Genomic DNA, 14,575 nt, shown 5'->3' with positions numbered 1-14,575 from the left:
ATGTGCTCAGCCGCATCGCCGACATCCCACAGAGCCGGCTCCACGAACTGCTTCCCTGGAACTGGCGCGTCACAGACGATCAACGCCAAGCGGCCTGATCTGCGTATTTCACCGGATGCATACCCTTGTGCCAGCTTGGCGTCGTCGCGCCGAATATGACGATAGTAGGAGCTTCCTTACTCAACTGCGCGGCGGAAAAGCGAACAGAGTTTGCACCGATCTTCCGCGCGTCGCTCAATGGAATTTCGATATTCGAAGCGGCAACAGGGTGCGTCTGCTGCGCGGTCAGTGATTGCGACGGTATGCCCGTCGCTGCCAGAATGCCGATGGTCGCAAATGTGCGACGAAACCCGATGGAACGCATGACCATGCTCTCCCTTCCGAGGGGAGAATATGATCCTGTGCAACACTATCGGCAAAAGTGTTGCAAATTAATTCTATTAAATGCAACGGTATAGTCGGCTTACTAGTTGCGGTTTATAGGTCATTAGGACAATTAGTGGATATGCCGAGAGGCTGATTACACTGCCCAGGCACCTTATTCTAATCGACATCCTTATATTTGGCGCAATCGAGGCCCGAGAGAAAGATTTCGCGATCACAGAAAGCATCTCCCATATTTTGAATAATCCATCTGTCTCTATAAAGTGACTTCCACAACTTTTGAATAATATTTCTTGTATCTATATTAACCGACATGGGTCCGTATTCATCAGTGATGTCAAAAATGACAACGCGAAGTGCTAACTCTGAAATTCGCCCTAGCTTGGATTGAGGAAATTTTCTAATATTTGATGAGTCTCGAATTGTTTGCATTAATGTATTTCTTGCTTTCTCTAATTTTTCACTATCCTGTGCAATTTCCTCTTCCGGACGCGGGTTTTGCACCGAGCCGAGATTTATTACGCTGGCCGATCTCACGCTCATTTCGGCGACTAGAATTCTGAAGAGATCAAACTCACTCAACGCAATCTGATTCATTTCCTTTGGGGCCACCATCCCGCGACGAACATCCCCTTCAAGTAGCCGTTCGCGAAGCGGAAGCGTGTGGTTGACAAAATCCCCGAGTAGGCCGTTCGTGCCCGCAACGTTGAGAAACAACATCCATAAGTGAGTCAAAGAAACGGATCTTGAAGTACCATACCTTTCAGTAATCTCATAGAGTTCGCGAATTGCACTGGCGAAGCACGTGTCATCAGTACTAGGTCTGGCGAAGGTCGCACAATACATGAGTAGGTGGAATCTTGCCAACATCGACGTCAAACTGCCACCCGTTTCAATACGACCAGCTATACTCTTCGCGCGGACGTGTATATTTTCGTAGTAAGCTAACCGAGTTTGCTCGCCCCGCTCCTCCCGAAGGCTGACGAGGCAATCGCTCGGTCCTTGCCTTCCCATATGCACTCTGACTGGAGGCGATCGGTCGGAACGTTCAGGCCATAAAGGCCGTCCGACGACCGAAGGTACGCCCAAATCATCCGTCAGTGTGTCGCATCTCTCTCGGAACTCCGCGACCTCCTGATTCGTTGGAAGTTCGAGGCTCACGATCGCACTTGCGCGATTAGCCGCGCTGACAGCCCTCATCGTGTAATCATTGAAGAAATCGGTCGCGTCTTGTAGCTCTGGCGCGAGATCACCGACCGTTGGTGACCGGTCATCATCCACATGGACGATGACTTGTGGAGTATCGCGTTGTAGCTCCCAGGATCTTATTGCACCTTCTTGAATTTCCGAGAAGAATTGTTCACTTGGATAGAGTCTGCGCGCGACGCTTATGTAGTTGGCGGCCTTCTCGAACTCCATTTCCAGCAAGTAGCAGGAAATAACTATAATGTACCTTTCTCGGCCGCCGTTTGCTGCGATTGCGAGCTCGGCCGCCCTCTTAAAATGACCTTTTTCCAGTGCTCGATTCAGCCGGTGGTTGCTGTTGAGAAACTCCCTCATTTCCAAAGAGTTTTGTAGCTCTTGAAGTAGTTCCTGAAATATTTCACCACGGATCGAAAATCTGCAGTTTATTCCTCCGGATATGCTTCCTCCGGGAGCGATAATTGGACTGCAGGCACCACTCGTCTGCATCTCGATCTGCTCGCTGATACGGGAAGTTCCAGCAGGAGCTTGCGCACCAGCTTGCGTAGTAACCATTAATGCCCCGCAGAGCGCGCCTAATCGCTGGAGAAGTCGCATTTTATGCCGCCGGAGACATTTCCGTTAATGATTTGACTGCAATTACCTTCGGTCTTCTGACTTGCACCCTCATAAGATGCGCTCGGCGTGGCGGGCACTGCTTCCGACCCCGCGTCGGGCTGAACCTTACCGCCATCTCTACGGCCGGAGTCGGGGATCGGCGGCAACTGCCGTGTATCATTCTCTCCATCCCGTTGAACGGGTGGAGCACTTGCGTTATCGCTCGGAGAAGGGCTCGGAGTAAGGGCCGGAGTTGGAGTAGGGAGAGGTGTTTCAGCCACATTTCTCCACGCAAAGGTAAGTATCAGGACAAGCAGAACAATAACGAAGAAAATTACGATCAATCGAAAGAAACGCTGCCAATTAAAGCTACCATCGGCGCGCTCAAGAAAACCTGCGACATTCAGGGATGACGCTATCGCTTGAAAGAGTGCTTCGATCCCCATCGTGCCATTTCCTCGTCCATCCCAATACGCTGGGAGAACGCACACCCTAACCTTCCGGACAACAGCGCTCAAGTTTCTTGGTTGTCTCATGGTATCCGTCGCGCACTGCCGATCCCAGGCAAACGAAGCCATTCCAGTCCGGCGTCCAGAATTTATCTCTGCAACCCTATTGCCGATTTTGTTGCGAATCGGGGATGATGGTTCATGTCGCATATGCAACTCGGCGATTGGCAGCCCTATGACGAGGCTGGTCGCCGAAAATATGTCAACGGAGCCGAGCGAAAACGCTTCCTTCACGCCGCCGACCAGATGGGCAATGAGGTGCGGGCGCTGTGTCATGTGCTGGCCTATTCCGGTTGCCGGATTTCCGAGGCGCTGAACCTTACGCGCGATCATATCGACCAAGAGCGCGGGGCATTGGTCATTCGGACTCTCAAGCGCCGCAGGCTGCGCTTCCGCATGGTGCCGATTCCAAGAAGGCTGATCATCATGCTGGCGGCAATGCCGCAACACGACAATGGCCGCATTTTCTCCATGCACCGCTCGACGGCATGGCGACAGGTCAAACAGGTCATGCTTGCCGCCGACATCTCCGGCCCGATGGCAACCGCGAAAGGACTTCGGCACGGCTACGGAATCTGCGCCGCAGGGAAATCAGTGCCGCCCAATCTCATCCAGAAATGGTTGGGCCACGCCAGCGGAGTGACAACGGCCATCTACCTCGACGCGGTAGGCGTTGAGGAACGGGAATTTGCCGAACGGATGTGGTGATTTTCTGTAGGTCAGCTTATCCGGTCGATCCCAACAAACACCATCAGCAGCAATCATTCGGGGAGCGTGGCGTAGTCCGGCGCTCTGTCAACGCGCTGCGCTTCCGCGTCATTGCATTGCATGACTTGTGCAGCTTGCCCCTGCCGGGCGCTGGCGCGGCGTGTGACCGTCCGCCTCAATACTACGCCTGATCCTCTCCCCATGAAGCCGCAATGGTGCGGCATCGAACCAGAAGGAGAAGACCATGACCACAGAAACCACCAGCAATCGCAAACCGGCATTCCGCCTCTACATCGTCAACGGCGAGGGAGAAAAAGCCATCTGGATTCCGGTCGGGGCCGCATGGTCCCATCAGGATGGCAAGGGCTATTCGATCAGCCTCGATGCGATCCCGGTGACAGGCCGCCTCGTCATGCGCGCCGCCAGCGAAACCAGCGAAGGCAACGGGGGTCAGCCATGATCCCCTCAACCTTGCCCCGCAACAGCGTTATCCACGGTGATTGCCTGAAAGTGATGCCAACCTTGCCCAGCCGCAGCGTCGATTTCATCCTGACCGACCCGCCCTATGTGACGCGGTATCGCGACCGTAGCGGCAGACAGGTTCTCAATGACGACAATACCGACTGGATCGAGCCAGCCTTCGCGGAGATGTACCGGCTGTTGAAACACAATAGCTTCGCCATCAGCTTCTATGGCTGGTCCGCCATCGACCGCTTCTCGACGGCGTGGGCGAAAGCAGGTTTTCGCATCGTCGGGCATATCGTGTTCCACAAGGCCTATGCATCGTCGCGCGGGCATCTCGCCCGGCATCATGAAAGCGCCTATCTGCTCGCCAAGGGACGGCCAAATGCATCATCGACTGGAATCATCCCAGACGTGGTTGATATCGCCAGACCCAGCGGGAACCGATGGCATCCTACGCAGAAGCCCGTGAAGATTCTTGCGCCGCTCGTTGAAACATTCTGCCCATCCGGCGGCATCGTGTTCGACCCGTTCTGCGGCTCCGGGTCATCGCTCGTTGCGGCGCAATGGCAAGGGCGCGACTATCTCGGCATCGAATTGTCCGCCGACCATTTCCGCACTTCTTCCAAGCGCGTCGCCGGGAAGATGAGGGAAGACAGGTAGCGCCCGTGTCGTGCTTGTCATCACCAAAAAAGGCGGGGCCGGAGACCGGCCCCGCCAGCTTGCAGTTCATTCGATAGTGATTGGCCTGCCGCTGATCCTGTAGGCGGCATCCCAGAGCCGCAATCGTGCAATCAAGGATGATTTCACGCGCCGCAGTGGGAGCCTTTCAGCAAAGACCTGCATATCGGTGTTCCATGAGAAGGTGACTTCCCATGCATAGGCATCCTCGATCACGTCGTCGTGAAGGTCGATGCTTTGGCCTTCGCCATCCAGCACCATGCCGCCATCGTCACGAAAATCGAACAGCGTTTCCATGAGAAACAAAAAGCCGCTCATCCGGGTGATGCCCTCGTCCTTCATGCGGGCCGCCAGTTGGTGGATGTAAGCCGGGCTGCGAAGCTGCTCATCCATTAACACTTTCACCGTTGCCATTGTTGCTCTCCAGCGAGTGGGGAGCGGCCGCGCTTGGTTTCGCCAAGCCCTGATCAGTGATCATCGAGGTAACAGCATCGAGGTACCGGAAGCGAAGGTTCGGCCCGGTACCGTCATCAAGGCATTGTTCTACAATAGCTATTTGGATGAATGGATTTTTCGGGGAGGCGTATGATATACTATATCACGAATGCCGAACGACATAAAAAGAGTATCAAGTCGAGATCATTGTTGACGACACTGCCGGAACCCGCCTCGCAGAGCATTGGCGTTGGGATATGTTCAGGCATCGTGTCGGCGGCCCTGCGGAGAGCAAATGGGACTCGGATACCGGTGTTCTCATATCCGAGGTGTATCGCGCCTATGACCTTCTTCATCGTATAGACGGCCCAGCGGAAATTCGGCGGGACCGTTCGTCAGGCGAAGTCATCTCCGAAACGTGGGCCGTTGACGGCAACAATCATCGCCCTGACGACAAACCGGCATATTGGGTCAAAGACGCCGTTACCGGCATCGTGACGCAAGAGGAATATTGGGTGAACGGTGCCTTGCACCGGGATGCTGGTCCGGCATTGATCATACGGAATCCGCAGAGTGGCGCAGTAACCCAGACGCTTTACTATCGCGACGGGCAGAATTTCGATCCAGCCCCGCCTTCTCCCGACCTTGCGCCGGGCATGTGATGCAATAATGTGAGCACACATCGCCTTTCACAGGGGGTAAGATGCCGTGCTGACCGACAATTACAAAGCCTTCCTCGATCACATCGACCAAAATGACCGGATGGAAATTGCAGGGCAACTCTCTGCGAGAATCAAGCCGATTGCGAAGGATTTGCATGGCGACGACGGCGATGACCTCGAAACAATCCTGAGCCGATTTTTCAGTGATGTCTGCCTGGCGTCGGGTGAAAGTTTCGCCAGCACGAGTCGTGATTCCTATTCAAATCTGGTAGATAATTGGCGAAAGCGCAAAAGCTCGACGCTGGCGATTGCGACCTATTATTTCCTGCATACAATAAGGCGCGGCCAGTCTACCGCCATGCTCATTGACAGTAGCATCTTTGACGGCAAATCGTTTCAGGAACAGCATGGGCTGGCGGTTCCCGGCGGATACATCGCTGGCAGTCTGGCCGGACCAGAACAGCAAACGTCCGTCGAACTGCCCGAAGTCACAACCCTTGAGAATGGACGTGCGGCGCTCAATGGCATTTTTCCGGCACTCACGCCCGCTCGACTTGTCCATGGCGCTGGTATCCGCCGAGCAGACTATTCCCCATGTGGAAAATGGATCATCACTTCGGGGAAGGGGAAGATGCAGGGGGCATCTCATTGTTTCCTGTGGGCCGCCGATGCCCTTGCTTCCGGCTACAAGCCCAAGGTGATCGCTTACCACAAGGAGGACATTTACGGCGCGGTGTTCACTACCGACAGTCAGCAGATTATCGTCGCTGCCGGTCATGCGGCAGTGGTTTGGCAGACAGGCGGTCACTCCATCGAACTGGCGACACTCCCGCACAGGCGCGACATATCGAGCATGGACTGTTCGCCGGACGGCAAACTCATCGTGACGGCAGGTTGGGACAGCATGGTCCAGCTTTGGCATACACGCGACTTTAGCCCGGTTTCCCGGACCAAGATCAAACTTCCTCGCACTCATATCGTGAATGCGGCAAAATTTTCTCCTGACTCCAAGTCCCTTGTCATAGGTTGCTCCGATGGCAGCGTCATGATCGTCAGTGTCGATGATTTGGGCAACGTAATCCGCAAGTTTGAGGGATATGAGTCGGAAGGCATATGCGATGCCAGTTTTTCACCGGACGGGAAGCTGATTGCAGCATCGGGCGAGGTCGGAACGGCAGGCCTGTTCGACGTTGAAACCGGGGAACTGATCAGGGTGTTCGGCGCGCCGAATGTCCATGGCGATACGACGTGGACCGCCTGTTTTTCGCATGACCAGAAGCAAGTGGTTACAGCATCGGAAGATCGAAACGCAGCGATCTGGGACGTAGAGTCCGGTGAGTTGGCGGCGCTATTGGTGCACCCGGATTCTCTTTACAGTGCCTATTTCTCGAAGGACGACAAGACGGTTATGACGGCTTGTGATGATGGACGTGCATATCTCTGGCGGGTCAGGGAATAGAGGTGCACAGGGGATTGAGCTGCTTGTAGTGCAGATCGCAAGATGTGCATGGTAGTACCATGCATCTTGGCAAGGGAGGCCCGCTGCGCGCCTCCCGTTGCATCCCTCCCGGCTCATGGCGCTTCCCGTTCCCTGTCCAAGCGGCGCAAAGGCGACCTTATGGATAGGGCCGGATCAGCGCCAACGGGGAGATTTCGGTTCTCCCCGCAAGGACCGCGCTCGGCGTTCCTTCCCCATCGACCAATGGCCAAGCGTAGCGTCGTTTATGCTCCGGTAGGCCGAATGGACCGAACGAATATACGGATCGAGCGATGGCACCGGAATTTCACCACGAAATTCGGCTCGCCATTCGGCTATAATTGGTGAGCGCCGAAGTGTAGTGTTCAGAGCTACCGCGCGCAAATCCGGCCTCAAGAAGCGCCTGCTTCATCGGCTCGGCTTCCAGTTCCTTGAACAGGCGCTCCCTCGTTCCGGTATGCCACGCAGATCGACCTACCGGCATCCAGATGAAATCTCGTCTCGACACATCGGCAAGTGCTTCCTTGAGCGATGCGGTTTCCATGGTGTCTAGAGACGCGATGGACGCAAGGACTTCAAATCGCTCAAACAAAAGTTCGAAATCAGGCACCATTCCAACGAAGCTCTTCGACCAAATCTCGAAAACATCGTGCAAATGATCGCTTAGCGCCGTCTTTCGGCGATCAAGCCCCTCCAATTTCTGCCAGAAATTATTCTCGCCACCGGACCAAGCCGAAAGGAACAACACTTTCACCGCTGGCTCCGAGTCCCGATAGGGCATCGGTAATGATACCGTCAGAAGTCTATGGAGCTCTGACCAGCGCGACGCGCGGGTCAGGCCAATTCCGTAGCTCGTAAAAATCAATACGGCTGGATAAGATCGTAGCTCGATCCAAGCGGTCAGACCGTTCCCTACTTGTCCGGCGTGAGACCTCGTCGTTTGCAAGAGGTCAAGGACGAGCGGCAGTTCTGTGCCGTCGCCCCACCGACCGAGTGTACCCGCCATCAGAGCCAAGGCTTCGGTAGCCGCCTCATATCGCTGAACACGCGCTCCGATGTCGGCAGATGTGATTGATCCGTGAGGAGAAAAATCACCGGCATCGAGCACTTCAATCAAGCGCTTGCACTCGTCCGCGAACAATTCGTCCAGTTGGATGCGATATTCGGGCTTGGCTAGGTAGCGCTTGGTCGTTCCCACCAGAAGCTCGATGCTGCGCGGGTTTTGGCGGTGTGATTTTTCGAGGGTTTCGACGCGCTGGGCTACTGCGGTGAAGAATGCATCCGCGTCACCGATCTCAATCACCCGCGCCCGACGATGATCGATCAACTCCTGAGCACCTGAGCCGACCCTGCCACGGCTGGCCCAGAACAGCGAATAGCGCCTATTTGGTGCGCGGAGCATCGCTGCGCGAAGGGCGTGATCCCACTCCCCAGACCAGCCGCAAATAACCACGCCAAACTCGTCGAAAATCCGATCCAGCAAAGTGTCATATTGCGTCGGATAAGCCCGCAGTTCCTCGTCTGTGTTGAGGATGCGAGCATCTTTGTAATCGCCATGCAGTTTAAGGATGTAGCATGTGCTGTGTGTGATCGGCTCGGCACCTTGCAAGGCATCAACCGACGCTACGATAGTTGGCTCAACACCGACTTCGCGCAGGGCATTTTCCATCAGGCGATCAAAGTTGGTTGTGACGATGACGCGCAAATGTCCGGCGCGGACCAACTGCGCGATAGCGCGGTGCGCCGCAGTGGGTATCTTCCGCCCCTCTTCTCGATCCTGCTCTGTCGGCTCGATATAGCTGTGAAGGATCGAGCGTCGTTCTTCTGGAGACGAGGCCAATTCCTCCAGTAGAGTCGAATAGTTCGGCTCCTCGCCAGTCTCCTCACGATACCATTGCGCCCAATCACTCTGAGCCTCTGCACCGCGTGCTTCGCCGATCCGCCGGACCAAATCGAGCGTAATTTCCCAGCCGGTTGGGATTTCGGCAGCTCGCGATAGCCCAGAGCCAAGTAGAAGGGCAAAAACTCCCCTGTTCTCATATATCGAAAACGAAAGCTGTGTGATCGTGTCGTTAGACAGAAGACTCATCAAATAGACCCATATCGCCGCTGGTTGACCTGGCCAGATACTACCACAATCTAACGCCAGACGGCGACTGGTGTGCGACTTGGCACAGAAAGGGAATCCGCCACTTCCGCATGAGGGCCGGTTGATAGCAGTCGGCGCTGACCACCTCCGAAATCCGCTATCTCCCCGGATCGCATTTCGACTTCGCTTATCGAGTCTCCATTCCGCCGAACAAGGCGGTGGCGTTGAGCGATGGAGGCTTTCGATGACGGTCATCAATAACGACGAATGGGAACTGGTTGGCGGAATTTATCGCCGCAAGAACAAGAATAGCAATTCTGGGGGCTGGCTGGTTTTGGCACTGTTCGCGCTGATCCTGCTTTCGACATGCTCGTAAAGGCAGGCGGCACAATGGCGCGGCCATGGGCGGGAGGAAACTCCCGCCCTTTTTTTCTTCCCAATGAAAGCAGCGACGATGATCGATCCATCCCGCGAGGATTTGCGCCATGGGGTGGCGCGCTGGGCAAACGATGCCGAAATTGAACGCGGCGGGCTGTTCGACAAGGACGGCTTGTTCGTCGGATACAAGGGCAATCGCCAGCTTGCACTGAAATCCGACAGCCCCGGCATTGTCATTGCGGGGTCAGGCGCGGGCAAGGGCCGTGACTGGTTGATCGAGACAATTATTCGCGGGGGCAATCACCCTCTGCTGGTTTGCGATCCCAAGGGCGAACTGGCCGCCGTCACCATCGCCAGTTTCATTCGCTGGAAGGCGTTCGTCTATCTGTGGAATCCCACCAGACTCCATGGCATGGTCAGCCACGCCACCAACCCCCTCGACGTGCTGACGCTTTCCAGCCCCGATTTCCACGGCGATTGCGCCGATCTCGCCAACTGCATGATCCCGCTTGTCGGCACTGGCGGCAACAATGGACATCATTTCGAGAAGAAGGCGCGCGAATGGATTACCGCGTTGCTGAAATCGCTCGTCGAGCAGAATGACAATGTTACGCTGCCGATGCTCTGGCGCATGGTTCAGGCGATCCGTTCGGATGCAAAGGTGTGGGCCAAGCAGCTCGACGCAATGGAGAAGTCACGCTTTGCCGATGTGGCCGCCGCCGGTGTCGATATCTGGACCGCGCAGCGCCATTCCACATCCAATGAGTTCGGGCTGATATACTCGACCATCAAAGCGCACTTGTCGTTCCTGAACGATCCGACGCTTTGCGCGTCGTTGGAAAATCCCGACTTCTCATTGCGCGATCTCACATCGGAACAACTCACCAGTCTGTTCCTGATGGTGCCGCGCCGGAACATTCCGCAATGGGCACCCGTGCTGCGGCTGATGTTCACCGTCGCCCTGCTCTACAAGGCGCGCGCGCCGCAGGCCCGCCGCCTCACTATGCTGATCGACGAGGCCGGGCAATTGGGGCGCTTCGAGGAATTGCTCAGCGCCTTCACCATAGGGCGCGGCGAAGGTGTCCGCACCATCGCGGTGTTTCAGGACATCGACCAGATCGCCCGTAATTTCGGACGCGAAGCTATCACTGGATTTATCGGTTCGGCGCAATGGCGCTGCTTCTTTGGAGTTCGCGATTATCCGACCGCGCAGCTTATCTCCCACATGCTGGGCAATGAGACGCTCGAATTTGACGATAAGCTCCAGCAGCAGAACGCAGTGCGGATGCAGCGCGACGCGAAGCGCCGCTTCTTTCAGGGCGACGACCCACGGCAGGCGGCCTATGACTACAGGCACTACCGCGAGGCGGCGATATCACGCACCAAGATGCAACGGGCGCTTATGACCGCCGACGAGATACTCGGTATGTCCGACAACCAGATGATCAGCTTCATTTCCGGCCTCGACGTGCCGCCGATCCTCGCTAACAAATATCCCTACTACACGACCAAGAGCCTCAATGGCCTGTGGTTGCCCAATCCCTATCACCCACCGCTCGACCGCGTGAAACTGCCGGGCATGTTCGGCGGGTCATGGTATCGCGTGATAACGGCTGACGTGCCGCCGGAACTGGCGCATTTCCCGCAATACTGCGATGCGCGCATAAGCTATGTCGATGCATAGGCGGCTTTCTCAATCAGATCTGGCAACTCGGACAATCGGCCAACAATCTTGCCGGATTGCTCCGGTAAAGCTTCCTTCAAAATATGTGCAAACCGGCGATCACCTCGCCATAGATCGCAATACGGCAGATAAAATGAGTGCATGATGTCGCCGCCCGCGCTGCGCTCTGGCTTATATCCGTCCCCGCGAAGACCGAGATTGGATTGCATGAAGATTGGAACGTATCTCGTGAAATTTCTCCAGCACGGCACTTGTTCAGCCAAATCTCGCCGAGACGCAAAAAGATCAATCAACGGATCATCCAATCGAAATTCCGATGCCTCAGTTTGTGCGAGGCGCAGCATCTGCCTGCCAAAATCAGGAGCCATCTGCTCCAAAGCGGTCCTCATGAAATCAGATGAGAGCACGGACGTGTCTATTCGGCTGAGCTTTTCGCGACCTTCCAGCATACTGGCTTGCAGCTTTCTCCCCATGTCAGAAATCCATGAAGGAAAATCCTTTTCACCTTCATATCCGACAAAATATGTCCGAATAAACGTCGTAGGCTTAGCCATGGCCGAGAACAGTCTCGTTGCGCCTTCGGCTGGAGAAATTTTATCCTCCAACACCGCAACAAGAGATCGCTGCACGTCCGATACTCTCAGGCCATATTTATCGGCCAGTTCAGGTGCGGACGCATTGACCATTGTGCTCACGTTTAATCGACGAACATTGGCTTCAATCGTTCGCCGCTGCTTTCGATTTACCGGCGTTATCTCCGCAAGTGATTCATCCAGTGTTCGCTGAAATCCGCCTTTGAGATCATCTAACGCATCTTCAACGTTAGGAAACCAATAAGCATTTTCGCTAAAGGCCGATTTGAGATATGGCTCATCCAGTAAACCATTCGCTGCGGCGGCAATAGCTAGTTCCCATGCAATCAATCGCCCCGGCCAAATGAATGCATTTTTGCCACAAAGCTTTTCGACCGCTTCAGCTTTATGGATTGTGGTCTCTGCATGAGTTTCATCATACTGAAGTAACTCGCCCAAAAGCGGCATGGAATAGCCAAATCTGGCAAATCCCTGCTCCTTGAGCGTCAAAAGCTTATTGAAAAGCACCTCAGTTTGAGGATCGCCTTTTCCCCGCAAAACGTCGCCGAAACGGGAATAGTCCGATGTGTCGAGATATACCGTAAGCATCCAGCACCATTACCATTGAACGTTGATATAATGCAGCGCGCATGAAATGTCTCGACTTTTTGTTCCATTTATGTTCTAATCGCGCCACATAGCCGCAATAGCACCTTGATGCAGCCCGCCATGAGCGGGCTTTTTCGTGCCTATCCCCCTGGACGGGCAGGATGCGCGGCTAATCTTCCAAACAGATCAACATATTATGCCGTGCGGGCTTGGCCCCGCGCGGGTGAGGTTCCGCGCCATGCTGCTATCCTATGAGGATTTCCGAAGCTTCTTTGAAGCGCGCGGCATCGCGGAGGCCGATGGCCGCGCCCAGCTTGAGATTTTCGAGCAGATGCTGGACCCTTTCGTCATCAACGGCCTTGAGGGAAAAGATCTGGGGGCCGATGTCGATCTCGATTCCGATACGGACCTGATTGCTTTAGAATGGGGCCATATCGCGCAACTGGATTTCAACGCTGCCGCCACCGACGAGATGGCAGGAAAGAAGGAGACATGAGCAACGCAACCAGCGGGCAGAAGGCGGTGATATACTGCCGTGTGTCCGACCCCAAACAAAAGACCGATGGCCATGGCCTTGAAAGTCAGGAAACCATCTGCCGCGAATATGCGGGCCGCAATGGCTATGACGTGATCCGCGTCTTTCAGGACGATTTCACCGGCGCGCATTCAACGCGCCCGGCGATGAAGGAGATGCTCGCCTTCCTGCGCCGCCAGAAGCAGACCTATTATGTGATCATCGACGACCTGTCGCGCCTTGCGCGCGATGTGGTCGCCCACCAGCAGTTGCGCGAAGCGGTGAAGCGCGCGGGCGCGATCATGGTTTCGCCATCGCATCAGTTCCGCGAAGACAGCGATGGTCGCTTCGTTGAGAATGTCCTGGCAAGCTCCTACCAGCATCAGCGAGAGAAGAACGCCGAGCAGACGCTCAACCGGATGCGCGCGCGATGCCTCGATGGCTATTGGGTGTTTCAGCCTCCGGTTGGCTATCAGTTCGCCGAGATCGTCGATGGACGGGGCAAGAACAAGGTATTGGTGCCCAAGGAGCCACTGGCTTCCATCGTGCGCGAAGCATTAGAAGGCTTCGCGACTGGCCGCTTCCAGACGCAGGCTGAGGTGCAACGCTATTTTGAGGATCAGCCGGAATTTCCGCGCAACTATAAAGGCCGCGTCCACGGCCAGCGGGTTTACGACATCCTCCATCAGGTTCTCTACGCTGGCCATATCGAGGTGCAGAAATGGAACGTCTCGTTACGTCCGGCCCAGCATCAAGGGCTGATCAGCTTCGAAACCTTCCAGAAAATTCGAGAGCGGCTCACCAGCAACGCCAAGGTTCCGGCGCGCAAGAATGTCGGCGAGGATTTTGCGCTACGCGGCTTCGTCATTTGCGGATGCTGCGATACCCGCCTGACCAGCTATTGGGCGAAGGGCCGCGCCAAACGCTACGCCTATTATCACTGCCCGAACAAGGAATGCGCCGACTACGGCAAGTCCGTGCCCCGCGAGAAGATCGAAGGGCAGTTCGAAACCATCCTCAAGGATATGCGGCCATCGCATGATATGTTCGTGCTGGCCTATGGCGTGTTCAGCAAGCTCTGGCAGACCCGCGCGGAGGGCATCAAGAACCGCAAGAAGGAATGGGAATCCGAAGTCCGCCAAATCGAGGGCAACGTTACCCAGCTTATCGACCGCGCGATGGAGGCGGAAAGCCCGACGCTCATCAAAGCCTATGAGAACCGCATTCACGGGCTTGAGGCGCGTAAGGCCGAACTGAAAGAGCGCATCGCCAAAACGGGACGAACTCCGAAGGATTTCGAGCAATCATTTAGAACCGCGATGACCTTCCTCGCAAACCCGCATAAAATATGGGTTTCCGGCGATTTCAGTCACAAGAGACTCGTGCTGAAATTGGCTTTTGCCGAGCGGCTGCAATATCTGCGCGAAAGCGGTTTTAGAACCGCCCTAACATCTTCTCCCTTCACACTTTTATCCGACTTGTCGGGGGGAAGGGAGGAGATGGTGCACCCGACGGGATTCGAACCCATGGCCCTCAGATTAGGAATCTGATGCTCTATCCTGCTGAGCTACGGGTGCCCATGGCTTGGCCTCTATTATGCGGGGACGACGC

The 14,575-nt window shown here is 55.4% G+C and carries 16 protein-coding genes, 1 tRNA gene and 1 pseudogene; 10 read left to right on the top strand and 8 right to left on the bottom strand.

Annotated elements, in window-relative coordinates; translation table 11 throughout:
- Positions 1-79 precede the first annotated feature (79 nt).
- The 3 genes from D0Z70_RS13935 to D0Z70_RS24625 form a co-directional block, all read right to left on the bottom strand.
- Positions 80-370: a hypothetical protein gene (locus D0Z70_RS13935; RefSeq protein ID WP_119747399.1), complete on the bottom strand. Its 291-nt coding sequence runs from the start codon at positions 368-370 to the stop codon at positions 80-82.
- Between the two features lie 173 nt (positions 371-543).
- Positions 544-2,184 carry a hypothetical protein gene (locus D0Z70_RS13930; RefSeq protein WP_147418767.1) on the bottom strand — a complete coding sequence of 547 codons (1,641 nt, stop codon included), beginning with the start codon at positions 2,182-2,184 and terminating at the stop codon, positions 544-546.
- A complete protein-coding gene (locus tag D0Z70_RS24625; protein ID WP_147418766.1) occupies positions 2,163-2,630 on the bottom strand; it encodes a hypothetical protein in 468 nt (155 codons plus the stop codon). Before D0Z70_RS24625 ends, D0Z70_RS13930 begins: the two co-directional genes overlap by 22 nt.
- Positions 2,631-2,834: 204 nt before the next feature.
- On the opposite strand from D0Z70_RS24625, the gene D0Z70_RS13925 reads away from it, so the two are divergent.
- The 3 genes from D0Z70_RS13925 (at position 2,835) to D0Z70_RS13915 (ending at position 4,526) form a co-directional block, all read left to right on the top strand.
- Positions 2,835-3,401: a tyrosine-type recombinase/integrase gene (locus D0Z70_RS13925; protein WP_119747395.1), complete on the top strand. Its 567-nt coding sequence runs from the start codon at positions 2,835-2,837 to the stop codon at positions 3,399-3,401.
- Between the two features lie 244 nt (positions 3,402-3,645).
- Positions 3,646-3,861: a hypothetical protein gene (locus D0Z70_RS13920; protein ID WP_119747393.1), complete on the top strand. Its 216-nt coding sequence runs from the start codon at positions 3,646-3,648 to the stop codon at positions 3,859-3,861.
- Positions 3,858-4,526: a DNA methyltransferase gene (locus tag D0Z70_RS13915; protein ID WP_119747391.1), complete on the top strand. Its 669-nt coding sequence runs from the start codon at positions 3,858-3,860 to the stop codon at positions 4,524-4,526. The genes D0Z70_RS13920 and D0Z70_RS13915 overlap by 4 nt, the downstream gene beginning before the upstream one ends.
- A 66-nt stretch (positions 4,527-4,592) precedes the next feature.
- Here the strand turns inward: D0Z70_RS13915 and D0Z70_RS13910 are convergent, their stop codons facing one another.
- Entirely contained in the window at positions 4,593-4,958 is a 366-nt protein-coding gene (locus D0Z70_RS13910; protein ID WP_147418765.1) for a hypothetical protein, read from the bottom strand.
- 278 nt (positions 4,959-5,236) lie between these two features.
- Here D0Z70_RS13910 and D0Z70_RS13905 point away from each other — a divergent pair, with 278 nt between their 5' ends.
- Both D0Z70_RS13905 and D0Z70_RS13900 read left to right on the top strand, forming a co-directional pair.
- A complete protein-coding gene (locus tag D0Z70_RS13905; protein ID WP_119747387.1) occupies positions 5,237-5,641 on the top strand; it encodes a hypothetical protein in 405 nt (134 codons plus the stop codon).
- A gap of 46 nt (positions 5,642-5,687) precedes the next feature.
- The gene (locus D0Z70_RS13900; protein WP_119747385.1) at positions 5,688-7,100 is read left to right on the top strand and encodes a WD40 repeat domain-containing protein; all 1,413 of its coding nucleotides are present in this window, start codon (positions 5,688-5,690) and stop codon (positions 7,098-7,100) included.
- A 325-nt stretch (positions 7,101-7,425) separates the two neighbouring features.
- On the opposite strand, the gene D0Z70_RS13895 is transcribed toward D0Z70_RS13900, so the two are convergent.
- A complete protein-coding gene (locus D0Z70_RS13895) occupies positions 7,426-9,207 on the bottom strand; it encodes an SIR2 family protein (protein WP_119747383.1) in 1,782 nt (593 codons plus the stop codon).
- A gap of 244 nt (positions 9,208-9,451) precedes the next feature.
- Between D0Z70_RS13895 and D0Z70_RS25680 the strand changes: the two genes are divergently transcribed.
- A complete protein-coding gene (locus D0Z70_RS25680; RefSeq protein ID WP_275402216.1) occupies positions 9,452-9,583 on the top strand; it encodes a hypothetical protein in 132 nt (43 codons plus the stop codon).
- Positions 9,584-9,661: 78 nt separating this feature from the next.
- On the top strand, positions 9,662-11,269 hold the full coding sequence (locus tag D0Z70_RS13890) for a type IV secretory system conjugative DNA transfer family protein (RefSeq protein WP_182913965.1): 1,608 nt from the start codon (positions 9,662-9,664) through the stop codon (positions 11,267-11,269).
- Here D0Z70_RS13890 and D0Z70_RS13885 read toward each other — a convergent pair.
- A complete protein-coding gene (locus D0Z70_RS13885) occupies positions 11,254-12,450 on the bottom strand; it encodes a hypothetical protein (RefSeq protein WP_119747379.1) in 1,197 nt (398 codons plus the stop codon). The genes D0Z70_RS13890 and D0Z70_RS13885 overlap by 16 nt on opposite strands.
- Positions 12,451-12,688: 238 nt before the next feature.
- On the opposite strand from D0Z70_RS13885, the gene D0Z70_RS13880 reads away from it, so the two are divergent.
- A complete protein-coding gene (locus D0Z70_RS13880; RefSeq protein WP_119747377.1) occupies positions 12,689-12,946 on the top strand; it encodes a hypothetical protein in 258 nt (85 codons plus the stop codon).
- Positions 12,874-13,338: pseudogene (locus D0Z70_RS25825) on the top strand (recombinase family protein); the annotation flags it as partial. The gene D0Z70_RS13880 and the pseudogene D0Z70_RS25825, both read left to right, overlap by 73 nt.
- 183 nt (positions 13,339-13,521) lie before the next feature.
- On the opposite strand, the gene D0Z70_RS25385 reads toward D0Z70_RS25825, so the two are convergent.
- Positions 13,522-13,671: a hypothetical protein gene (locus tag D0Z70_RS25385; protein ID WP_239018925.1), complete on the bottom strand. Its 150-nt coding sequence runs from the start codon at positions 13,669-13,671 to the stop codon at positions 13,522-13,524.
- Between the two features lie 6 nt (positions 13,672-13,677).
- On the opposite strand from D0Z70_RS25385, the gene D0Z70_RS25820 reads away from it, so the two are divergent.
- Complete coding sequence (locus tag D0Z70_RS25820) at positions 13,678-14,514, top strand: recombinase zinc ribbon domain-containing protein (protein ID WP_420820383.1); 837 nt, start codon at positions 13,678-13,680, stop codon at positions 14,512-14,514.
- Here the strand turns inward: D0Z70_RS25820 and D0Z70_RS13870 are convergent.
- Positions 14,465-14,541, bottom strand: a tRNA-Arg gene (locus D0Z70_RS13870). The two genes, D0Z70_RS25820 and D0Z70_RS13870, sit on opposite strands and share 50 nt — an antisense overlap.
- Between the last annotated feature and the right edge of the window lie 34 nt (positions 14,542-14,575).

The organism is Sphingobium terrigena (assembly GCF_003591655.1).
Lineage (GTDB): Bacteria > Pseudomonadota > Alphaproteobacteria > Sphingomonadales > Sphingomonadaceae > Sphingobium > Sphingobium terrigena.
Note: the sequence above shows the minus strand (reverse complement) of the source record. Positions and strands in the feature narration are given on the sequence as shown.